The following is a 21795-nucleotide window of genomic DNA, read 5'->3' on the forward strand; positions in this document are numbered from 1 at the left end:
TTCTCACCCGGCATCAAGGGTTTCCAGATTGCGACGTGGGAGCAACGGCGGGATGGTCCTGGTCACGCACCATGGCGATGAACGCGGACACCTCCTGTGTCCCCATGTCCTTCCCACCATGAGCGCGCACGGAGACCGTATGCGCCTGCGCCTCCCGTTCCCCCACAACCAACATATACGGGATCTTCTGTGTCTCTGCCTCGCGGATCTTCGAGCCGATCTTCTCGGAGCGCACATCGGCGCGCGCCCGTAACCCGGCCGACTGCAACTCCTCCGCCAGGGCGGCGGCATAATCTGCCACGCGATCGGTCACGGCCAGTACATGCACCTGCTCCGGCGCCAGCCAGACCGGGAACGCGCCGGCATAATGCTCGATGAGTATGCCGAAAAAGCGTTCCAAGGAACCCAGCAAGGCACGGTGAATCATCACCGGGCGATGAACCTGCCCGTCGGCTCCGGCGTACTGCAGATCGAACCGTTCCGGGAGATTGAAATCGAACTGTATCGTCCCACACTGGTGCAGTCGGCCGATGGCGTCCTTCAGGTGCAGGTCGATCTTGGGACCATAGAACGCCCCGCCGCCTTCATCGACGGTGTAGGTGTGGCCCCGGGACTCCAAGGCGCGCCGGAGGGCATCCTCGGCCATCGTCCAGTCAGCGGGGTCGCCGATCGCCTTCTCCGGGCGCGTGGACAGGAACACGGCGACATCGGTGAAGCCGAGCGCGGCATAGATCGACAGGCAGAAATCGAAGGTCTGGCAGATTTCCTCTTCCACCTGGTCGCGTCGGCAGAACAGATGCGCGTCGTCCTGCGTGAAGCCGCGCACACGGAACAGCCCCTGCAAAACGCCGCCACGCTCGAAGCGATAGACCGTCCCGAGCTCGGCCCAACGCAACGGCAGGTCCCGGTATGACCGCACTTCGGAGCGGTACACCAGAATATGGAAGGGGCAGTTCATCGGCTTCAGTTGGTGTGGGTTGTTCTCCACCGCAAAGGGCGGGAACATGTTCTCCGCGTAGAAGCCGGTGTGCCCGGAGACCTCCCACAGTCGCAGCCGGGCGATGTGGGGCGAGTAGACCAACTCGTAGCCGGACTCCTGGTGACGGCGATACCAGAATTCCTCGATCTTGCGGCGTATGAATGCCCCCTTCGGGTGCCAGAGAACCAAGCCGGCGCCAGAGTCCTCCTGGATCGAGAAGAGCTTCAGTTGTCTGCCCAACCGGCGGTGATCGCGGCGCTCGGCCTCTTCTCGACGATGCAGATAGTCATCCAGTTGTTTCTTGTCGGGGTAGGCGACACCATAGATGCGCTGCAGTTGCGGGTTCCCCTCGGCGTCACGCCAATACGCCCCGGCAATCGACAAGAGTTTGAACGCCTTGATCCGTCCCGTGGATGGGACATGCGGTCCCCGGCAGAGGTCTTCGAAGCGCGAACTGGAATAGAAACTGACCGGTTCCTCGGTGGATTCGACCTTGTCGAGGATCTCCAACTTATAGGATTCGCCGCGCTCCTTGTAGAGTTGTCGGGCCGTCGCCGGATCGCACTCGCGGCGTGCAAAAGGCGCATCTTCGGCCACGATCTGTGCCATGCGCGCCTCGAAGCGCTCGAGATCATCCGGAGTGAACGGCCGCGGCGGATCGAAATCGTAATAGAAACCCTCGTCGATCGCCGGGCCGATGGCCAGTTTCGTGCCAGGGACGATCTCGGTGACGGCCTGCGCCATGACATGCGCCGACGAGTGCCAAAATACCTGACGTCCCTCTGGAGAAGCGAAAGTCAGAACCTCGATCGGGGCATCGATCAGGATCGGAGCGGACAGATCCTGCACCCGACCGTCCACCTTGATGGCCAGGGCATCTTGGGCCAAACGCCGCCCGATCGCGGCCGCGACTTCTGCCCCGGTTACGCCGCGGGCAAAGTCACGCGACGACCCATCCGGAAACACCAGCCGGACGGAACTGTTGCCTGCGGGCGCTGTCATGTGGAACAACACCGGGCCGCCCGGAGGGCGGCTGACCATAGAGTAGCGACGATCATTGCGGGAATGGGCTCAATCCGGGGATGGGCATACACAATCATGGGCGATACTGGAATCGAACCAGTGACCTCTTGCATGTCAAGCAAGCACTCTAACCATCTGAGCTAATCGCCCCCTTATCACAAGGATATGATACGGGGCGGGACATCGGGGCGCAAGCATTTTGGACGCGCTGTGTGCGTCCGTCGGCGCGGCTCGGATCAATGGCCGCGCACCAACTGCAGAAACGTGCCGGCCCGCCCATACTCCAAGCGTGCCCTCTCCACGAACTCATCGATGTTGACGCGGTCGATGCCGAAGGCAGAGGCGACATGCCAATCCAGATCGGGAGCCGGGGACGGGCGGTGGTCGCTGTCTCCCAGCCGATGCGCCAAGTAGTCCGCCACATGGATGGCATGCGCCAACCGCGTTTCCTCCGCGCCGTCGACGGCCAGGTCGTGATGATGTGCGATGGCGGAGGCCAGGACCCACGGCAGGCGCCATCGTTCGGCCAAAAGCGCGCCAATGGCGGCATGATCCCAGCCCAGCACGGCCGCTTCCACCTGCCGATCGGTGAGGTGCCCGTAATCGGGATGAGTCCGTATGCGGCGACGCTCTTCCGGCATGTGGCAGATCAGAATCATCTTGCCGATATCGTGCAGCAATCCGGCGGTGAACGCCTCTTCGCTCTGCGTCACGGCCCAGCCGTCGGCGTGAGTGCCACAGAGAACACGAGCCGCCGAAGCCGTCGCCAGGGAATGCCGCCAGAACTGATCCTGCATTTCGGGTTCATCCTGGCAGCGGGCGAAAACTTCGGCCATGGAGGCCGACAGAACCAGCGTGCGGACGACCGCCATGCCCAAGATCACGATCGCTTGCCGGACAGAGGCCGTCGGTTTCGGCAGCCCATAATAGGCGGAGTTGGCGATGCGCAGCACCATGGTCGCCAAACCGGGATCTTCGGCCACGACGGCCGCGATGTCATACGCCGAGGCGGCCGGATCGTTCAGCACGCGATTCAGTTGCGACAGCACCAGAGGAGGCGTTGGCAGTGATTGGGCCTGATGCAGGCGTCGGATCAGTGCCGGATCGCTGACAGCAGTTGTCACTCTACCCTCCCATGATCGCGGCGGCGATCATAACCCACAGCATCGGATTGCGGACCAACTATGCCACGGCCGCGCCCGGTCGCCGTCCAACCGCGTCGACGCAGCCGGTCCTTGCCCAATGGCGTTCTTGCGACAAGAGTACGTTCAAATTTGCCAATGCTCCAGCAGGCGGTCGACGATCCCGGCGATGACATCCCGGCGGCTGTAGGTGCCGCGGTCGACATTGCGGCGCGCCGCGGTGATCCGATCGGGGCGGACCGCGCCATCCGCGGAGATGTTGATGTCACCGCTGGCCATGAGCTTGGCGGCCGTGTCGCGCAGCCCATCCTGGCTATGTAGGTCGTCGGCGCCCAATTCCACACTGTCCTTGGATAGTGAATTCTTCGTCTCCGCAGGGGCCTTGGCGCGATCCCGGCGCACCCGTGGGGGAGACGTGCTGTCCCCCGGTTTGACCCTCTCGAAAGGGTCTATCGGCGCGGCGCTCCCGCTGATCATCGCCACAATCGTCCGTTCCCCCTATTGTCCATATCGGCAGGTCGTTCGTCGGACATTATGGCCCCGGAGAAGCCATCCGCCGTACGGGACAAGATGGACGAGATGGGAGATCTGAAGCGCCGGGAAGCCCGTCATCAGGGCCTGGCATCAAGAAATCGGGGTGACGAATCGCCATGGGCCATGCCGCTGAACAAACGGCGTCCCTGACCCATGGCGTCCAACTCGCGCCGGTACGACGTCAGACGTTCCTGGGCGAGTCTTTCGCAATCGGCGACCAGAGCCCGGCAGCGACCGATTATGTCCATGATCTTGCCGGCGACGCTGGTCACCTCCGGTGTTCGTGTCCACTCTTCCAACTGGCCCGGCACGACCGAGCGCAGCTCGGCGATCCGATGCTCCCGGGCCTCGATTTCCCGCTTGAGGTCCTCGACCTCGGCAAAGTCGGCGGCGATGTCGTGCCCATCCCCGTTCACAAGACGGTCGCGTTGGCGATCAAAGAGCACGTACAGCGAGCGATAGAAGCCGAGCTCGGATTCGAGGACCTCCGCCAACTGGAACGGATCGCGGATGACCGATACGCTGGACTCAGACGTCATGGCGGCCTCTCATGCCTGGCAATAGAGTGTCCCCGTCGCCACCGGCGTGGCGGGTGTCGTGTCGGCGGGGACCGGGGCCGCGGTCTGGACGGCGATCCCCTCCCACCCTTCTTTGAGAGTGCGCAGGATGTCGATACAGTTCTGTGCCGCCTGCACGTCGCGGCGCGCGTTGGCGATCGTGATCTGCTCGATCACAAAGGCGTAGAGGGCAGCGAGCTTGTCGGCCAAATCGCCGGCGTCGCGATTGAGCGTGCCGCACAGATGGACGACGATTCTGCGGGCGCGGTCGAACTTCCGCCAGCTCTGATCGTAGCGGCCGGTTTCGATCAAGGCAATCGCCTCGTGCAGGAAGCGAATCGCCCCTTGGAAGAGCATGACCAACAACTCCGCCTGCGACATTCCCAACAACTGCGTCTGGCGGTACTCGTCCAGCGAGTGTTTTGTCATGTTGCCTGTCCCGCTCCTATCGCTTCAGGATTGCATTGGTGTTGGCGCTGATCTGCGCCAGTTGCTGCGAGAGGAAATCTCCCTGTGTTTGGAACTGACTGAGCGCCTGCTCCAAGGCGGTGAATCGCTCGTAGAGCTTCTCCTGGCGGATCGCCAGCCGCTCCTCCTGGCTGGTGATCTGCGCCTTCAGATCGTCGATCTGATTCTGGATCCCCTGGGTGTACCGGCTGATCGACCCGTCGCTTGCGCGCGACAACGAGTCGGCGATGCGGTCGATCCGGGACGCGAAACCGCGCACAAATGTGATGACCGCGCTGGTGCCGCCGGTGACCTGAGACGGCGTCAGTCGCACCTCAAGACGAAGCCCGGCCGTGGTCGCGTTGCCCGCATTGCCGGTCAGGATCTGCCCGCTCCCGGTCGCCGCCTCGCCATTGATGGTCCCGGCCACGTCGGCCCCAGCGGTGAAAGCGCCCCCGCCGCTGAATCCGAGGACGCTGACGGCGCTGCCGGCGTCGCCCGCCTCGACCGAAAGGCGTGACGCCGATCCATATCCTCCGGACGTGAACTGCAAATACCCGGTATCGCCGAGATCGACCCAACTGACGGTGACGCCGCGACTGCCGATGGCGTCATCGTGGTTGATCTTGTCCTGAATCTCGGCGGCAAGTGCGGAGCCCGAATTGAATGTCCCGAGACTGAGCGTGAGCGGGTCGGACCGAATCCCGTCCACGACCAAACGGAAGGAATTGTTGTCGCTGGTCAGCTCCAGTGGCGTCGTTGCCGGATCGGTGATGTCGAGACCGCGCAACTGACCGCGCGTGGCGGCCTGCGTGATCTCGACGTCGTAGCCGTTCTGGCTCTCGACCGACTTCGTCCCTGCCGACAGGAATGAAATCAGAGCATTCGTGGATGTGCCGGAGTCGGTAAACAGATTCATGACCCCGGACAGATCGGTGGCGAGTTTGTCGCTGAGAGTCGAGGGGGACGCCAGGGACAGCAGTCCGTCGGCGCCGGTGCGGATGCCCAACGCCCGCAGGGTGTTCATCCCCTTGGGCAGCCCTGCCACAGTCGATGCCAAGGGCCCGCGCAACTGGCTCTGGACAGCCATGAGAAACTGATCGCCGATCAGCAGCCCGGCTTCCTGCGTCTCGCTGTTGTAGGAGAACTGCTTGTCGATCGTCCTCATCACTTCGTTGTACTTGGCCAAGAAGTCGTTAATCTTGCCCTCGATGGCGGTTTGGTCGACGGCGGCTGTGATCGTTACGGGCGTGCTCGTCACGTTCTTCAGATTGATCGTCAGCCCGGCAATCAGATCCTTGATCTGATTGGACGCCGAGGCGACGACGATCGGCGAGGCGCCATCCGATCCGGAGCCGAAGCGCACCTGGGCGTCGGCGGCCTTCTGCAACAGCGGCGCGAACGTCTGAACCCGAAACTGATCGCCGGCGGTCAGCGTCCCGCCGCCGAACGTCAGTTTCAACCCATCGCTGCCTGTTCCAGTCAGAGCCACTTCGCTGTCGGCGGCGGCCACCTCAAACGAGCCGGAGTTGGTGCCGTCGGTCCAGTTCACGGTGATCGGGGCATCCCCGATGGTCTGTGTGCCGCTCCCTGCCACCGTGAACGTGTACGTCTTGTTGGCCGCGCCGGAATAGGAGGCTGTTGGTCCCACGGACACGAGGGCCGTGCCCGCCATGCCCGGCAGTCGCTCGACCGCGTCGAATGTCGACGACGCAAAATCCGGCGCCAATCCGCCGCTCAGATTGGTGGTCACCGTGATCGTGTTCTCGGCACCGGTCTCGTTGGCGGTCAGCATCAGACGATAGCTCTGCGAGGAGGAACCGTCGTTTATGATACTGGCAGTGACACCAACCCGCGCGGCGTTGATGGCGTTCTTCAGGCCGGTCAGACTGTTGTTCGTGCTGTCGATCGTGATGGTTTGGGTGCTGCCGGAGCCGACCCGGATCTGGAGAGTGCCGTTGCCGAGTATTGCCGTGGCCGGGTCATCAAATCCCTGTGAAGCGATCTGATGATTCGTCGCCAGAGCATCGACCGACAGGAAGTACGTGCCGGCGGCGACCTGACCCGATGTTGTCGCCGAGATCGCGTCCTGGTCGGAAACGGACAGAGTGGCTGCCTCGAAGGTCGATGTCCGCAACAGCGGCGCCAGCGCGCTCCGCAGCGCCACCATCAGCGCGGAGATCGAATTATAGGTCGCCATCCGATTGGTGGCTTCGGTCTGGCGCTCGGTGAGCCGGTCGACGACCCTGTGCTCCGCCGCCATGATCGCCTGCACGATGGCGTTGGTGTCGAGATTCGAGGCCAACCCTTGAATCGACTGAGAACCGGGCATATCCGCTCCAGCGATATCCGACTTGATCATTTCACGGGGCGAGTGACCCGGGACAGCCCCGGGTCACCCTCCCGTGCGTGAATGTCGCGCCCGCACTGTATGGACGGTACGGACGTCAGGCGGTTACATCGAACAGGATCCCCATGAGCTCCTGCATCCGCTGCCGCATCCGGAGAATCTGGTCCGGCGGTACCTGCCGCAACACCTCGCCGGTGTCGCGGTCGACCACCGAGACGACCAGATCTTCAGTCCTTTCATCGATGCGATAGCGCAGGCCGACGTTGGCCTGTTCCAGGACATCATTGGCGGCGGCAACAGTGCTCTCAACCTCCGCGGCCGACGGCCGATCCGATGCCGAGCGTCCGGGCGGGCTGAACCCGGGCAGGTCTTCGACGCCGGTGCCGCGACTGGCGGCAATGTCGACTGCGCGCCTTCCCGCGCCCCGGCCTGAGACCGTTCCCGAGGTGGACCCCCGCTCTATAATCGCCGGCGGTATGAAGAGATCATAGTTCATCGGTCGCTGCCTCCCGCTCTGTCACCCCCCGCTGGGTTCGGCGGGGAAGGGAGGATTCTCCCTTCCCCGCGTTACTCAAGGTTACTGGAACAGCGAGAGGACGACTTGCGGCACCTGGTTGGCTTGCGCCAGCATCGCGGTGCCCGCCTGCAACAGGATCTGGTACTTGACGAACTGCGACATCTCGCTGGCCATGTCCGTGTCACGGATGGACGACTCCGCCGCCGTGAGGTTCTGGGCCGCGATCCGCAGGTTCGACAGGTTCGACTCCAGTGTGTTCTTCTGGAACGTACCCAAGTTCCCGCGGGTCCCGGAGACCTCGTTGATGGCGGCGTCGACCACCGACTGGGCATCCTGGGCGCCCTGGACGGTCGTGACGTCGATCTTGGACAGGTCGGCCCACATGTTCCCGGCCAGGTTCTTTCCCAAGGCCGAGGTGCTCATGTTCGGCAGCGAGATGCTGGTGATCTGGCCGACCGATGCACCGATCTGGAAGACCAGCGACTGGTCGGTGACCGACAACTGTTCGGTGCCGCCGCCGGAGATCAGCGCATAGTTGACCTTGATCGACTCCGAGCGGTCCGCGTTGTAAACCAGTGTGTCCTTTCCGGCCGTCACCGATGTTGCCGGGCCGCCGTCGAGGCGCACATCGAACTTGGCCGCCTTGACATCGAGCAACAGCGTGCCAACGTTCAGTCCGTTGGCGGCTGTGTTGATCGTCAGGTCGATCGTGCCCCTGCCGGCCGCCCCTTCGGCCTTATTGCCGATGGTGACGTCCCAGGTCGCCGCGTACTTGACCTTGGTGATCGAAGTCGTGAAGCCGTCGAACGACATCAGGGCGTCGGTGCCGGCTCTGTCGATCGTGTCTGCCGCGGCGAATCCCAGCACGTTTTCCGCATCCTCGGCGGCGGTGCCGTTGGACAGGATCTTGAGCTTGTAGTCCGAGCCCTCATCCGAGGTGGTCAACTTGACCTTGTCGGTGCCGTCGGCCGCGGCAACGACGTTGTTCACTGAGCCGGTGGCAACACTCCCCAAGCCGATCTTTAGGGCACGGTTGAATTCCGTGACCAGCGCGGCAACGGAAGTGAACGTCTTGGTTCCAGCCGCCGCGGTGACAAGGTCGAGCACGGTGGTGTAACCGTTCTGATTTGCGGTTGTCGCCTGGAGCTTGAACCTGTCGAGCGACACGCCGCGACGCGCACGCGTAGTCCCAAAGTCGAGCGCCTTCTGCGCACTGGTGTAGCTGAACGAAGTCAGCTTGAGCGAGTACTGGGCACCCTTGTTGACGGAACGGATGGTGACAGTACCGGCGGCCGCACCGGCACTGGCGGCCTCGAGTTTGCCGGCCAGCGAGGCGTTCGCTGCGATGGCCGCGTTCAGCTTCGCCACCACTTGTGTGGCCGAATCGTTGAGCGCGACGGAAATCGTCAACGTCTGATCACCGACCGGGTTCGAGCCCGCTTCTTGATAGTTGACGACCACCGAGTAGTTGCCGACCTCGCTGGCCATGGCCAGGCCAACTGTACCCAGTGTTGTCATCGTGGCGTACTGCGCGGCGGTGCCGAGGACCAGGCTGTTGGAGAACGCATCCGTGATGCTGATCGTCGTCGAGCTGCGCGTGGCACCCGCCGAGGCTTGGATGACGTCAAGATTGTGGATCTTCTCTTCGAGGTTGTAGACCGTGCCGCCGGTCTTCAAGGCAAAGCCCAACGAGGTCGAGTTCAATGACGCCGTGGCATCCGCCGTCTTGGTGGCGATCAGCGAATGCGCGCCGGTCGTCAGCCGGCTCTGCTTGACGGTCAACAGCGAGGTGTTGGTGCTGGTGATGATCGCCGAGTTCTCCTTGCTGCCGTCGAGCAGCTTCTTGGTGCCGAACTGCGTGTTCTTCGCGATACGGTCGATGGTTGCGATGGAGTTGGCGATTTCCGCCTGGTCCGCGTCCAACTGCGCGGCATCGTTGAATCCCTCGTTGGCGGCGTGAATCGCCAGTTCGCGCATCTTGACCAGCAGGTTGTTGATTTCGGTCAGGGCGCCCTCGGCGGTCTGGATCATGTTGATCGACCCTTCCGAGTTCTGGATGGCGCGGTTCAGACCGGCGATCTGCGCGCGGAACTGCTCGGAGATCACCAGACCGGCCGGGTCGTCGGACGCGCGGTTGATGCGATAACCGGACGACAGTTTCTCCATCGCCAGCGACATCTGACGGGTGGTGGACAACAGGTTGCGATGGGCGTCCAACGCCGCCAGGTTATTGTTGATCTGCATTCCCATTTTCGAGCCTCCTTGAAGGTCCTTGTCAGGCGGTCCATGCCCGACACGTACGCGACAATTGGTTTCCCTCTACGATGATGACCTCCATGGTCGCGTGACCCTTGCGGGTCTTTGGGTCGTGGCATCCATCCGACCGCACAAACTTGTGGACCTCTCACCCCCTTTGGTTGCAGATCATGTGGTCTGCGTCTGTTGGCGCCGCCATCGGCCTTGGGACCGCGACGGCGCTGGCATCTATGATCACCTGCGTGCTGCCCTTCAATCCTACTGCGGTTCGTCGGCAACTCGACCGTAGTGCTTTAGGGGTCCGCCGACCACGGCGCGACATCCGGCGCCGCCGGGGCGTCCTTCCAGACAAGCCACGCCGTTGCAACGGGTTCATGGCGCGGGGTGAATGGGGAACACCCCACAGTCAGAAGGGCGCCCGAACGGCTATCCACAGGGAGCGGCCGACGACGCCATGGTCACGGCCCCTGCCGGGATCACGGCGAGGTTGTAGCGGCCGGCCACGACATGGCATTGGGCGCCGGGATGGACGGCAAAGTCCTCTGCCGTCCAGAGGCAGTGGTGGGTCTCCCGCTCGTTGCCGTACTCGGGACCCTGTGCGTGGAAGTAGTTCGGCGTCGTCACAATGACCGCGCGTTCGGCGTGCGCCACGCACTTGTCCAGCAGTTGTCGACCGGCATTCTTCGGGAAATGCTCGATGACGTCACCGAGGAAGATCAGGTCGTAGGTCTCAAGCCGGTCGATCTCAACCCGCGCGTCACCGATGATGATGCGGTCGTAGATCTGCCGCTGCAGATCGCTGATGTAGGGAGCATAACATTCGATGCCGTCGATGCGGACACGCCATCCCGCGCGATGCAGACGCGCCGGTTCGGTCGCCGCCCCCCAAATGTCGAGATACTCGCGAAACAGAAAGCCGTACTTGCCGAACCCGGTACCGATCTCCAATATGGACCGCGGTTGCAGTTCCATCACCAGATTCACGACGAAGGGGATCAACTCAGGGCGTGACGACGGCATGGGCCGACTCCCTCTCTGGCGTGGTGACGGTCGCCGGGTTGGAACGGCGCGCGACGATGTAACGCTGGGCGTGGCGCACGTGATCGGAAGCGACCCGCCACGGCGGGCGGCGCAAGAGCGCATCGTAGTCGTGGTTGAAATTGTGCGGGGCGGGGTCATCGAACGGCGCCGCGGTGACAATGGCCAGTGTCCCGCGGCAAATGCGATGCAGATCGGCGACCAAGGCGCCGATCTCGTCGGGTACGACGTGCAGCAGGACTTCGGCAGCAACCACGAGGTCGAAGTGGGAATCGTCGTAAGGAAGCCGTGTCCGGACCGAGCCGATGCCGCACATCAGGTGGTACGGCCTGTCCGGACGCAAGCGCCGGGCCTCGCCGTCGGCGACCGCGAGTTGCGAGCGCGAGCGATCGTAGCCATGGACCTCCGGGACATCCTGCCACAGCGGGAAGAGCTTGCCGGTTCCACAGCCGAAGTCCAACAGCGTGCGGGGGTGCAGTTCGGCAACCAGAGCGGCGAAGAAGCGCGCCTGCTCCTCACGGTACACAGCGTACTCCGGCGAGTTCACATAGGCGCGGTACCCTTCACCTCCCCGCGCCTCCCAGTACGAGTCGGGTTCGTAGTGTGCGGTCATCGTTCTTCTCCGGTGCATGCGACCAGCGGTTGCTCCTTGGGTACGTCATCCTTTGGTGGTGTAAGACTCTCCCGACCTTTGGCGCGGACTGTGGATTGGTCAACAAGCTGCTCGCGGATCGCCCGGAGCCGTTCCCAGGCCGGTTGGTATTCGGCGTCGACCTTCAGGGCGGCTTCGTATCCCATCAGCGCCGAGGCCAGGATGCCGCTGTGAAGATAGCAATCACCCAAGCGCGTCAGTGTGTCGGGGCGGTCCGGCTCATGCTCGATCGAGCATTCATAATGGTCGATGGCACGGGGGTAGTTCCGGCAGGTGAAGTAGAGGTCACCCAGCATGCCGTGGACATCGTAGTCTTCCGGAACCATCTCGCGGTAAGCATCCAGCGTGAAGATGGCATCCTCACATTTCTGTTGTTGCGCCAGAGCCACGGCCAGGTTCCGATACACGAATGGCGCCGCCTCCCGGCCGTCGATCAGGCGGCGGTAGAGAGATTCGGCGCGCGCGAAGTCGCCCAGTTGAAAGTGGCAGTTGCCGAGGTTGTTCAATAGATCCGAATCACCATCCGCTCCTGCCAGACATGTCTCATAGATACTCACAGCCTCGTCCCATCGGCCTAACGCATAGAGGACATCGCCACGGAGCCGCGACAGATCCCCTGAGCCTGAGGTCTGCGTCGATTCCGGGATCACGCCGAGGAGTTCCCAGGCAGCTTCGGGACGGCCGGACTGAAGCTCCACGCGCGCCAGCCGCCACTGCAGTTCGACGTGTCCGGGATGGTGTCGCAGTCCCTCTTCCAAAACGACGCGCGGTGCCTCTTTCCGATTCAACTCAGTCAACAGGTCAGCCAGCACGATGCGCATGTCCAGATTCTCACCATGGACAGACAACCCCCGCTCCAGCTCCTGACAGGCACGCTCCTTGTCGCCGGTGCGCGACAGTGCTTGGGCAAGTCGGAAATGGCTGTCGATGTAGTCGTCACGTTCGGCGACGCATTTCTCGAACCACGCCATGGCCTCGTCGGGCTTCCCTTCCATTTCCGCGACCAGACCGAGGCCATAGTACGCGTTGTGACGGCTGTGCAGGTGCAGGATGATCACATGGTCGGTCTCGGCGTGCTCATTGTACCGCGCCTGCTCATCGAGATATTCCAGGAAATACCGGCGCGCCAGATCGCGGCGCCCGTCCAGTGAATGAATGTGCCCCAGACCAATCAGGGCGTCGAGATACCCCGGCTTGTGCTGCAAGGCCCGGTGGGCGCACGCCGCCGCCTGCTCATACTCCCCCTTGGTGAAGTGGGCCGTCAGCAGTTGATGCAGCGCCATCAGATGGATATGTCGCTGCTTGACATCGTCCGGAGACGTCAACGCGACGGCGCGGGACGCGTGTTCGATGACCCGGTCCATTCTCCCCGGTGAGTCCTCGTTCGGATCTCCGCGCAACAACTGGGCGAGATTGAAATGCGCGAAGGCGTGATTGGGATTCTCCGCCAGTTGCTTTTCGAGCAGTTCACGGCTGCGGGCGACTTTCCGCGCCATCGCCTCCGGCGAAAGTCCATAGCCATAGTGGTAGAGCCGGGCGGATACGCGCAGTGTCGGCTCGGCGGTATGAAACCGCAATTGGTTATGGACGATGCCCTCGTAGTACGCCCCCAGATGCCGGCGGAACATCCGGATAGAGGGGAGGAATGAGGTGTACATCCCCTTCTCGCGGGAGTAATTGTAGACGGAGACGGAGACGACGTTGAAGTCGGTCTGACGGCTTACCTCCCTCAGGAGGGCAATATCGGCCGCTTCCACCTCTTCATCCGCGTCGAGAATGAAGATCCACTCGCCGTCGGCATACCCCATCGAGATATTCCTCGCCTTGGAAAAGTCACCCTCCCAGGCGTGATGGTAGACTTGCGCGCCGAACGATTGGGCGATCTCCACTGTGCGGTCGGTGGAACCGGTGTCGACGACGACCATCTGGTCGGCGAGGCCCTGGACGCTCGCCAGGCACCGCGGCAGATGTTCCTCCTCATTCTTGACGATCATGCACAGGGAAATCTTCGGGGCGGTGTTCTCCGGCTGAGCCGGCACACCCAACTGTACCAATACCTGTGATCGTGGGCAGGCCCGACGCGCATGCACCAATACCGCCTGCGCATCGGCGGAGCGGTTGAGCTTCACCAAGAGTCGCACCAGGTTGATCCAGGCCGGCTCGTATGACCTGTCGGCCTCGATCGCCTCTTCATAGGCCGCCAGCGCCTCGTTGAATCGTCCGGTATTCTCCAGTGATAGCGCCAGGTAGTTGAGGATCTCGTGACGTAGTCCCATGGTACTCCGGAAGATGACGACCTTGGGATCATCACTGTCGCCATCGCAGTGCGCCAGGAAGACACGCGCGTGGCGTTCACACAAGGCATCAGATCCGAGCCGATGGCAGACGTAGGCCATGATATAATGGTAGTCCAGAGCCTCCGGCGTGTCGTTCGCGAGCGGCTCGATCAGACGACGGGCGTCGTCAAACCGCTCCAGTCCTACCAAGGCGACCCCGAGTGTGCGCACGGCCCGCCGGTGCTCGATCGTGTCCGGTTCCTCCCTGACGTCACCGACATGCCCATCCAGCAGCGGGACGACTTCTGCCGGTTTACCTCTGTTCAAGAGACGCTCTGCCAGCTCCAAGCGCGCGGCCAGATTGTCGGGATCGGCTTTCAGTCTGGAACGGAGCGCGCGAAGTGACGGCGTCTTGGGACCGGAACCGGCCGTGTGCATCACGGGGCGGCCGTCCCATTTTCGGACCAGTCGCGAGCGTCGTTGCGATTTCTTTGCCATGGTAGGAACCTGTTTGATATGTGGGGTGGCCCATCGTTCGATCAGGACAAAGACACGCGATCCCCCGTGCGTTCCTTTGCGTCCGTCAGGACATCGCGCAGCACGGCATCGATCTCTTGTAAGCGATCATGCCAATTGTAGCGGTCGGAAACGTACCGGCGATATCCCGCCGCGATGCGGTCGGCATCACCGGTATCGTAGCGCTGGATGATCCGAAGCGCCTCATCCGGTGTGTCGAAGATGCACTCACGGGGATAGATCTCGTCGGCCCCCTTCCAACTGTGGATCAGGGGCAGGCACCCGCTCAGCATTCCCTCGGCGATGGAATAGTGGAATGACTCGAACAGCGAAGTGGAGAGGACATAGTTCATGCCCGCATAGAACGCCGGCATGTCGGCCACCCAACCATGGAACTCGACCGGGACTCCCAGGCGCGGCAGCAGGTGGTCCATGTACACTTCAATCCGGGGATCTTGATGAGTTCCGGCCACATCAAGACGAAAGCCGGGGTCCCACGAGTGCAGGGTCTTGAGCGTCTGTAATAGCAGTGATGGATTCTTCTTGTAGTTGATGTATCCGACCGAGGCAACACGACGCGACCCGGGCGTTCTGGCACTTGGCGGCACGAAGGGAAAGCGCTCCGGGTCGATACCGTTGTGTATGATGGTACGCTGTGTCGGGATTGCCCAACGACGGTCGAGAATCTCCCCGACGGAGTTGTTCACCAGGATCAGGCGATCGACATTGCGCCAGTTGACCTTTCCCGGGATGTCCGTGAACGCTTCATAGGAATGCAAACGACAGACAATCGGGCAGGTCTTGGGTTGGTGGCTGGCATCAACCACATGGGCGTCGCACCACTCGAACCACACGAGGTCGGCCCAGCGCATCGCTTCCGCCAACTGCGGTGAGGAACGAGGCGCTTCCACACGGACATCGTTGCGTCTCCCCAGATGTTGTACGATCGGGCGCAGGAACGTGTCCGCAGCCGTCACGAACATGATCCGGCGCCCGCTGACCTGCGAGACAGGAAGCGGCTCGACATCATGCGCGGACAACGATACCGATTCGCCGGGCAAGACCCTGGCACGCGCTGCCTCGAAGCGCTGCTGCCAGGACGTGAGGTCCGGGTGATCGCCAAGCGTGTCACGCAGTCGCGCGATCAAGGCGACGCCCGTGTCAATCTGGCCGGTATCCCAGTAGAACTTCAGGGCGTTGTCACGTCCCTTTTCATACTCGGGATTCAGTGACAGGCATCGATCGTAGGCCGCCGCCGCGGCGACAGGATTTCCTGCGGCCGCCTCCAGAACCGCGAGGTCATTGAGCGCCTCGTAGTTGTCGGGATTCAATCGCAGGCGACGTTCGCAGGCGGTGCGACCGAGGGGAGCGTCGCCGACGCGGCAGGCGGCGATCAACAGGTCGAGTTGCGCGTCGTCGGCCTCGGGGAAGAGGTCGGCGATGCGACGATACGCGTCCAGCGCGCCCCGGTCGTCCCCTGACTCAGACAAGATGGCGGCGAGTTGCCGGACACGCTCGGTGTCCGTTGGGATCAGATCGACCAACCGCCGCAGCAGCGGGAGCGCCTCCGAGTTTAGACCCGCTTCGAGGAATACACTGACCGCATCGTTGTGAACCGCGGCGTCGGCCGGGTTGCGCTGGCAGCGCACGCGGATATCGGCAATCTGCGCGCGCGATAGAGCGGGACGCTTGCTGACGGGGCTGGCGGTGGCCGTCATGGGCAAATCCAATTGTGCGACCGGGTGAGGCGACATCGACCGTGCGTCCGTATCCCTGGACGCGCCGGCGCGCGAGGGTTCGAACTCGTGCTAAACGGTCACGGTTTCCCCTTCGGCGACACACACCTTGGCGCCGCGTTTCTGCAATTCATCCATGATATAGTGGCAGGTCGTGTAGGTGCTGTGCACCAGGACCAACTGCTTGCCGCGCTTCGTGTCGCGACTGATCAAAAGCGGGCCCTGCAGGTTGACCGACATGCGCGTCATGTCCTCGGGCACAGTGACAATGGCCCAGACCGCGAGATGCCGTACATCCGATACCTCGAGCTCGACGATTTCACGCGGATCGACCTCGATGCGGTAGTGGGGCACCAGCGCCCGCGGATTGATGACGATGAAGAGGAGCTTGGGATCATCCAGCGACTGGAGGTAGGCGAAGGGCTCACACTCCTCCGAGGTGATGAGCGCATAGTGGGTATAGGCCTCGAAGCCCAAAAGCCCGCGTGGGAACTCGACCACCGCGTCGGGAGACACCGTGATCTCCCCCAACCGCGGCGTCGTCAGAGTTGTCGTTTCAGCAGACATAGGTCCCCCCGTGCACTCCGTCACTGCATGAAGTCCGCCAGCGACGGCATCAGGACGCGCGATACGGCGTTCAAGGCGGCCTGATAGACGCTCTGCTGGGTCGCCAAATCCGTTGTCACTTTGAGGATATCGGCATCCTCGACTTCGGACAATAGCTTCGTCACCAGCAGGTTGACATCATCGAGGCGGTCGCTGGTGGTATCGAGACGACGAATCTTGGCGCCGACATCCGCACGCGCCGACAGCATGTGATCCGATACCTTCTCCAGATTGCCGAGGAGCGTGCCGACAGCGGCGCGATCGTCGTTCTCAAGCGCCTGCACCAGCAACATCATGCTTCCCATTAGATCGGGGGAGCCGGCGATCCCCAACGCCGTGGCCGTCTGTCCGCCCCCGAAGTCGGAGACGATCAGGGAACGATCGGCGACGGTCGGCGTGATGCGGATCCCACGCCCGGAGGAATTGATCGCGGCCGTGACCGACACCCCGGAGAGATTCAGCCGTTGCACGATGTCGTTGACCGTAGCGGCCGTGGAGAGATCCACCACAACAGCGTCGGCGCCCTGCGCGATCCGGAGTTGTCCCAGATTGACGCCTTGCCCGAAATTCAACTCGCTGACCGGCGTTGTCAACGTGAGGCGGGGATCGAGCGCGTCGCCTTCCCGAGCGCGGGTCAACGTACCGAGGATCCCGAGGTCGGCTGCGGTGGTCTGACCGACGCCCCCTTCCGCGATGGTGACGACCCGGGCCGGATCGAGGTCTGTGCCGACCAACTGTGCATTGACGAAGCCAACAATTCCAAGATCCGACGCCGTCGATTGCTCCGCCGAATCGGTCACCGTGAGACCCAACGGCGTCGCATTGGCATCGGTGATCACAAGCCCGGTTTGACCGGCGTTGACGGCCATGGTGACGTTTGCCAGCGCGGGGTTCCCTTGGGAGACGGCCGCCGCGGCCATCTGCGTGTTGAACGCCGTGATGACATCGCCGATCGTCTGCACACCGGTGAGGTCAATGGCCACGTCGATGGATCCGTCCTCCGTCCCAATGTGGAAGATGCCGGGTACAAGATCGACCCCGGCGGTGCCGTGGAGGTTTGCCAGTTGCGTGGTGCTTCCCACGATTCCGTTGTCAGCCGCCGCGACACTCAGACCTCTGCCGGAGCTGCTGACAGAGACCGTCACCCCCGAGATTCCACCCGCGACGAGTTGCGTGTTGATTGCCGTGATCGCATCCCCGACCGTCGTCGCGGCTGAAAGGTCAACCGTCACAGCCGCACCCGAGTTCTCATCGGTAAACACGATCGTACCCGGCGTCAGATCGACACCCGCGCCCAGATGGAGGTCGGCCAACGGCACGGCTGCGGCGACGCCGCGTTTCAAATCGAAACCCTCACCGAGGACTTGCTGCTGTGACAGGAAGAGTTCGGATCCAATCAGGTTGATCGCCATTTGCGATGCCGATTCGATCTGGGCGTAGATCGTGCCATTGTCCCCTTGATACACGACGCCATTGCCGCTGGCCACCAACGCCTGCGAGCGGGTGCGAAATCCGGAGAACAAGTAACGACCGTCCCTTTGCGAATTGGCCAGTTGGAGCAACTGATCGAGAATCGACTGTGCTTCCTGTGCCGCCGCCCGACGCGCCGTCGCGTCGTAGTCGTCGTTGGCCAGAGTGACCGCGAGTTCGCGGGCACGGACCAACAGGGTGCCGGCGGAGGACAGTGCCTGTTCTACTGTCGCCAATTGCGAGTTGCTGTAGGATACATTGGACTTGAACTGCTGCAGGGCATCGCGCGTCGTGCGGAACGAGAGCGCACGCGTAACGCCGGAGGGATCATCCGAGGGCGTGGCGATGCGGCGCCCGGAGGACATTTGTGTCTGGAGTCGGAGGAGTCGTGTGGCCGCCGACGCCAGGTTTGACGTCGAGCGGGACACCATCATCTGTTCGGTGACGCGCATGGTTCTGTGAGTTCCTTCAACGCCTCTCGTCGTCGCGATAGCAGAAATCGGCGTCGACGCCCAGCGGGTCTTGACTGACAGTGTCCCGTTGACGCGGCGTGGTGCGGCCGGTTGTGACGTCATCCCGATGGCGCTCACGATCCGCGTCGGTCACCCGTCCAGGAGCGGGTGCCACAGGCACCTTGCGGCCGAAGAGGCTCATCGCGCGCCTCCCAGGCGCCGGGCGGGACGCGATCGTGGGGCCGTCAGACCGCCACGGGGGGTGCGTCCGGCTGCTTTGTACTCCACGCCACCGGGGTGATCAGAATCCGGGAGGTTGCCTTTCACCTTGCCCTTGATCAACCGGGCCAGGTCGATGATGTCGCTCTTGATGGTCCGTGCCTTGCGGTTCTCTTCCTTGATTTTCAAGTACACTTCCTCGCGATGCACGACAACCTTCAGCGGCGCCTCCACACCGAGCCGGACCTGGCGTCCATAGACACCCAGCACCGTGACTTTGATGTCGTCACCGATGGTGATGCTCTCGCCTTGTTTTCGCGTGAGAATGAGCACTCACCCTCCCTGGCGCGAGACCATCGCACACACGCTCCGGCTCTCTGTACATCTATCGACCAGCGCCGCGATTACTTCAATCAACATGCCACCAAGACCGGAGTCGTCGGGGCCGACTAGTCGTCTGCCGGAAAGGAACGCGGTGCGCCAGTGTGGGACGCGTCCCATTACCAGCGGACGACGCTAGGGGACGGCGAGATGGGGGATGGCGGGACCGGAACAGCGGTTGCGATGGATCAGAGTCCGACGCCCATGTCGTTGATCAAGGTGTCGAGGGAGCGATCCACCGCTGAGACCACGCGCGCCGCGGCCGCATACGCGTGCTGCGACTTGATGAGGTCGGCCATTTCCTCATCCAGCGAGACCCCCTGGACGGACTGGCGGGAGAATTCGATCTGTTCGAGAACGAGACTGGCGTTGTCCCTGGCGGTTGTGGCTTCGCGTGATCGGGTTCCCACGGTGCCGATGATCTGGGCATAGTAGTCGGCGAACGTGGACGTGTTGCCGTTGAGCGTGAGGGCGTCCTGCAGACCGGCGATCGCCAGGGCATTGGCGTTGTCTCCCACTTCGCCCGATTGTGACGCTGCGATCCGATTCAAATCCCCGGCAATCCCACCGGACAGCGCGATCCGTGCCGCGGTCGTGGCGGTGGGATCAAAGAAGTTGTTCCCGGTCGATCCGTCGAGACCATACCCGGCGGCGTGGAGTGCGTTGACCCGGCCGACGATGGCTCCGGCCAGTTGGTCCAGCATGTTTTGATACTCCGGAATGGCTTGATCACGCGCGGCGATCACGCCGGCCAATTCACCGCCGGACACGGTGACCTCGATCGACGACCCGGCCCAGACGACCTGCGTGCGCGTGGAGGTCCCGGTGCCGACCGTCCTGGTCCCGAGCGCACGGCTGGAGTCCTGGCTGACAATTTCCATCGTGCCGAGGAAGACGCGCGTAATGCCGTTGCTCTGCTCGATGACGCGAACGTCGGCCTGGCGGCTCAATTCGTCGATCATCTGGTCGCGCCGATCACGCAGGTCATTGGCGGTCTGGCCTCCCAGCTCGGTCCGTTGGATCTCCCGGTTGAGCTGCGCCAGCCCAGCCGCGGCTTCATTGATCGCCGCGACGTGCGTTGCCACGCTGTCGTCGAGCGACTGTTGCAGGTCGGTCAGGCGATTCGACACCTGATGAAAGGCATTGACCAGTGTGCTGGCCTGTTCGCGGACGGAGGCACGCGCGGCGGAGGACTCCGGATTCTGCGACAGTGTCTGCCAGGCGTTGAAGAAGCTGCTCAATGAGGCATTCAGTCCCTGATCGGAGGGCTCGCGCATGATGTTCTCGACTTCAGAGAGAGCGCTTTGCAACGTACTCCACCGGCCCAATTGATCGCTTCCCTGCCGGTATTGCCCGGTCAAGAATAGATCCCGCAGATGGCGTACGGAGGCGACGCGGACGCCGGTCCCGACGCGGCCGACCGTGGAGGCAAACGGGTCGGTGGCCACGAGGTTGACGCGCTGGCGGCTGTAGCCCGGCGTGTCGGCGTTGGCAATATTGTGGCCGGTGGTCGTCAGCGCGTACTGCTGCGACAACAGGGCCCGCTTGGCCAGTTCCAATCCCTGAAAGATGCCGGACATGCTCAGTCCTCCACCGTCGTCACACCATGCGGTCGACCGCCACGGGAACAGTTGCCGCCTTGCCTGAAACCGGTCCTCCCGCGTATTCCGGGGCGCCATGCGCGGCGGCCAACAGACGCATCGTCTCGCCGATCGTAGACAACGACCGCTGGATCAGCATGGCGTTCTGCTCTCTCGTCTTCGTCATCAACTCAATCGATCGTTTCATGGAACCGCGCAGGGTTTCCAGGCGGCGGCCATAGTCATTCGACAGGGATGCGATCAGACGCGATATGTCGAGCCGCTGACCGCGAAGGTTCGGATCCTGACCGAGCGTTTCCAGCAGACGCCCACGTTCCATCCCCAAAGCACGGGAACGCGTGATCGCTTCCTCCTGGTCGCGCACGTTGGCGTCCAGGCCGGCGACATTTCCCTCCACCAGGTACCGCTGTTGTTGCCGCAGGAGCGTCAAGAGACGCTCGCACTGCTCGGCCTCCTCGGCCACCACGGAGATCAGTTGATCGATGAGGTCGTCCACGTTCGTTTGGTTCCTTCTCTCCGGTCCCGCCCGGAGAGACGCTATCGTCCCTCTCTGTCTATCGGACGCGGGGTGGGACTGGTTGACTGTCCGGGAGCCAATGGCCGGATCTTCGTTTCGGATGTCAAGGGACGTGGGGATGGCTCGTCGGACGGCCATGGGATGATCGGCGCCTTGTCAGGCGGAGTCACCGGCGTTCTTTCCGCGGAATCGGGCACGACGCGCCGCCGCAGCGACTCGAACAATATCCTGCCCAGGCCGAAGCCGCCTTGGTCCGCCACCGACTCGGCCATCTTCTCCTGCGCGACACCGATCATGACGTCCCCGCCGTAGCCGCTACCGTTGGACCGGCTGCCGATGGTGCGCTGCATCGTACTGAGCAGTTGCTGCAGGAAGATCGCCTCGAAGCCACTCGCCGCGCGACGAAGGCGTCGGAGTTGGACGTCAGAAGACGTCGGTCCATGCAGACGCTTCGGTTGCGGGGACGCGGAGGAGTCTGCCGGACGCTCGACGGCAATCGATGGGATGGGGGTGGCCATCAGAGTCG

Annotated in this window: 18 protein-coding genes, 1 tRNA gene and 1 pseudogene; all 20 read right to left on the reverse strand. The window is 62.9% G+C overall.

Features of this window, described 5'->3' with window-relative positions; translation table 11 throughout:
- Positions 1-13: 13 nt before the first annotated feature.
- Complete coding sequence (gene thrS / locus AB1792_03255) at positions 14-1981, reverse strand: threonine--tRNA ligase (protein ID MEW5701228.1); 1968 nt, start codon at positions 1979-1981, stop codon at positions 14-16.
- Positions 1982-2078: 97 nt separating this feature from the next.
- Positions 2079-2152, reverse strand: a tRNA-Val gene (locus tag AB1792_03260).
- Positions 2153-2238: 86 nt separating this feature from the next.
- Positions 2239-3126, reverse strand: coding sequence for an HDOD domain-containing protein (locus AB1792_03265; protein MEW5701229.1), 888 nt, complete (start codon positions 3124-3126; stop codon positions 2239-2241).
- Between the two features lie 144 nt (positions 3127-3270).
- The gene (locus AB1792_03270) at positions 3271-3621 is read right to left on the reverse strand and encodes a hypothetical protein (protein MEW5701230.1); all 351 of its coding nucleotides are present in this window, start codon (positions 3619-3621) and stop codon (positions 3271-3273) included.
- Positions 3622-3755: 134 nt separating this feature from the next.
- Positions 3756-4217, reverse strand: a complete 462-nt coding sequence (locus AB1792_03275; protein MEW5701231.1) for a hypothetical protein — start codon at positions 4215-4217, stop codon at positions 3756-3758.
- 9 nt (positions 4218-4226) lie between these two features.
- Entirely contained in the window at positions 4227-4664 is a 438-nt protein-coding gene (fliS, locus tag AB1792_03280) for a flagellar export chaperone FliS (GenBank protein ID MEW5701232.1), read from the reverse strand.
- A 16-nt stretch (positions 4665-4680) separates the two neighbouring features.
- Entirely contained in the window at positions 4681-7014 is a 2334-nt protein-coding gene (gene fliD, locus AB1792_03285) for a flagellar filament capping protein FliD (GenBank protein MEW5701233.1), read from the reverse strand.
- Between the two features lie 115 nt (positions 7015-7129).
- Positions 7130-7528 (reverse strand): flagellar protein FlaG, encoded by a 399-nt coding sequence (locus AB1792_03290; protein MEW5701234.1) that lies wholly within the window; start codon positions 7526-7528, stop codon positions 7130-7132.
- 81 nt (positions 7529-7609) lie between these two features.
- On the reverse strand, positions 7610-9799 hold the full coding sequence (locus tag AB1792_03295; GenBank protein MEW5701235.1) for a flagellin: 2190 nt from the start codon (positions 9797-9799) through the stop codon (positions 7610-7612).
- Between the two features lie 432 nt (positions 9800-10231).
- Entirely contained in the window at positions 10232-10825 is a 594-nt protein-coding gene (locus tag AB1792_03300; protein MEW5701236.1) for a class I SAM-dependent methyltransferase, read from the reverse strand.
- Positions 10806-11456: a class I SAM-dependent methyltransferase gene (locus AB1792_03305; protein ID MEW5701237.1), complete on the reverse strand. Its 651-nt coding sequence runs from the start codon at positions 11454-11456 to the stop codon at positions 10806-10808. The genes AB1792_03300 and AB1792_03305 overlap by 20 nt, the downstream gene beginning before the upstream one ends.
- Positions 11453-14269, reverse strand: coding sequence for a tetratricopeptide repeat protein (locus AB1792_03310; GenBank protein ID MEW5701238.1), 2817 nt, complete (start codon positions 14267-14269; stop codon positions 11453-11455). Before AB1792_03310 ends, AB1792_03305 begins: the two co-directional genes overlap by 4 nt.
- Positions 14270-14310: 41 nt before the next feature.
- A complete protein-coding gene (locus AB1792_03315; GenBank protein ID MEW5701239.1) occupies positions 14311-16005 on the reverse strand; it encodes a glycosyltransferase in 1695 nt (564 codons plus the stop codon).
- Positions 16006-16095: 90 nt separating this feature from the next.
- Positions 16096-16590 carry a flagellar assembly protein FliW gene (locus AB1792_03320; protein MEW5701240.1) on the reverse strand — a complete coding sequence of 165 codons (495 nt, stop codon included), beginning with the start codon at positions 16588-16590 and terminating at the stop codon, positions 16096-16098.
- Positions 16591-16610: 20 nt separating this feature from the next.
- Complete coding sequence (gene flgL, locus AB1792_03325) at positions 16611-18551, reverse strand: flagellar hook-associated protein FlgL (GenBank protein MEW5701241.1); 1941 nt, start codon at positions 18549-18551, stop codon at positions 16611-16613.
- Positions 18552-18567: 16 nt separating this feature from the next.
- Positions 18568-18753: a hypothetical protein gene (locus tag AB1792_03330; protein ID MEW5701242.1), complete on the reverse strand. Its 186-nt coding sequence runs from the start codon at positions 18751-18753 to the stop codon at positions 18568-18570.
- A 152-nt stretch (positions 18754-18905) separates the two neighbouring features.
- Positions 18906-19103 (reverse strand): annotated as a pseudogene (csrA, locus tag AB1792_03335) (carbon storage regulator CsrA).
- A gap of 236 nt (positions 19104-19339) precedes the next feature.
- Positions 19340-20731, reverse strand: coding sequence for a flagellar hook-associated protein FlgK (flgK, locus tag AB1792_03340; GenBank protein MEW5701243.1), 1392 nt, complete (start codon positions 20729-20731; stop codon positions 19340-19342).
- Positions 20732-20750: 19 nt separating this feature from the next.
- Positions 20751-21248 (reverse strand): flagellar protein FlgN, encoded by a 498-nt coding sequence (locus AB1792_03345; GenBank protein MEW5701244.1) that lies wholly within the window; start codon positions 21246-21248, stop codon positions 20751-20753.
- A 41-nt stretch (positions 21249-21289) separates the two neighbouring features.
- Entirely contained in the window at positions 21290-21787 is a 498-nt protein-coding gene (locus AB1792_03350; protein ID MEW5701245.1) for a hypothetical protein, read from the reverse strand.
- Positions 21788-21795 lie beyond the last annotated feature (8 nt).

The sequence above is a fragment of the Candidatus Zixiibacteriota bacterium genome (genome assembly GCA_040752595.1).
Classification (GTDB): Bacteria; Zixibacteria; MSB-5A5; order WJJR01; family WJJR01; genus JACQFV01.

Excerpts from the sequence above, each read along its gene's own strand:
- AB1792_03310 (MEW5701238.1), bottom strand. The coding sequence starts at position 14,269 with ATGGCAAAGAAATCGCAACGACGCTCGCGACTGGTCCGAAAATGGGAC.
- AB1792_03305 (MEW5701237.1), bottom strand. The coding sequence starts at position 11,456 with ATGACCGCACACTACGAACCCGACTCGTACTGGGAGGCGCGGGGAGGT.
- AB1792_03275 (MEW5701231.1), bottom strand. The coding sequence starts at position 4,217 with ATGACGTCTGAGTCCAGCGTATCGGTCATCCGCGATCCGTTCCAGTTG.
- AB1792_03330 (MEW5701242.1), bottom strand. The coding sequence starts at position 18,753 with ATGAGCCTCTTCGGCCGCAAGGTGCCTGTGGCACCCGCTCCTGGACGG.
- fliD (MEW5701233.1), bottom strand. The coding sequence starts at position 7,014 with ATGCCCGGTTCTCAGTCGATTCAAGGGTTGGCCTCGAATCTCGACACC.
- thrS (MEW5701228.1), bottom strand. The coding sequence starts at position 1,981 with ATGACAGCGCCCGCAGGCAACAGTTCCGTCCGGCTGGTGTTTCCGGAT.
- AB1792_03320 (MEW5701240.1), bottom strand. The coding sequence starts at position 16,590 with ATGTCTGCTGAAACGACAACTCTGACGACGCCGCGGTTGGGGGAGATC.
- fliS (MEW5701232.1), bottom strand. The coding sequence starts at position 4,664 with ATGACAAAACACTCGCTGGACGAGTACCGCCAGACGCAGTTGTTGGGA.
- flgK (MEW5701243.1), bottom strand. The coding sequence starts at position 20,731 with ATGTCCGGCATCTTTCAGGGATTGGAACTGGCCAAGCGGGCCCTGTTG.
- AB1792_03350 (MEW5701245.1), bottom strand. The coding sequence starts at position 21,787 with ATGGCCACCCCCATCCCATCGATTGCCGTCGAGCGTCCGGCAGACTCC.
- flgL (MEW5701241.1), bottom strand. The coding sequence starts at position 18,551 with ATGCGCGTCACCGAACAGATGATGGTGTCCCGCTCGACGTCAAACCTG.
- AB1792_03295 (MEW5701235.1), bottom strand. The coding sequence starts at position 9,799 with ATGGGAATGCAGATCAACAATAACCTGGCGGCGTTGGACGCCCATCGC.
- AB1792_03270 (MEW5701230.1), bottom strand. The coding sequence starts at position 3,621 with ATGATCAGCGGGAGCGCCGCGCCGATAGACCCTTTCGAGAGGGTCAAA.
- AB1792_03290 (MEW5701234.1), bottom strand. The coding sequence starts at position 7,528 with ATGAACTATGATCTCTTCATACCGCCGGCGATTATAGAGCGGGGGTCC.
- AB1792_03300 (MEW5701236.1), bottom strand. The coding sequence starts at position 10,825 with ATGCCGTCGTCACGCCCTGAGTTGATCCCCTTCGTCGTGAATCTGGTG.
- AB1792_03315 (MEW5701239.1), bottom strand. The coding sequence starts at position 16,005 with ATGACGGCCACCGCCAGCCCCGTCAGCAAGCGTCCCGCTCTATCGCGC.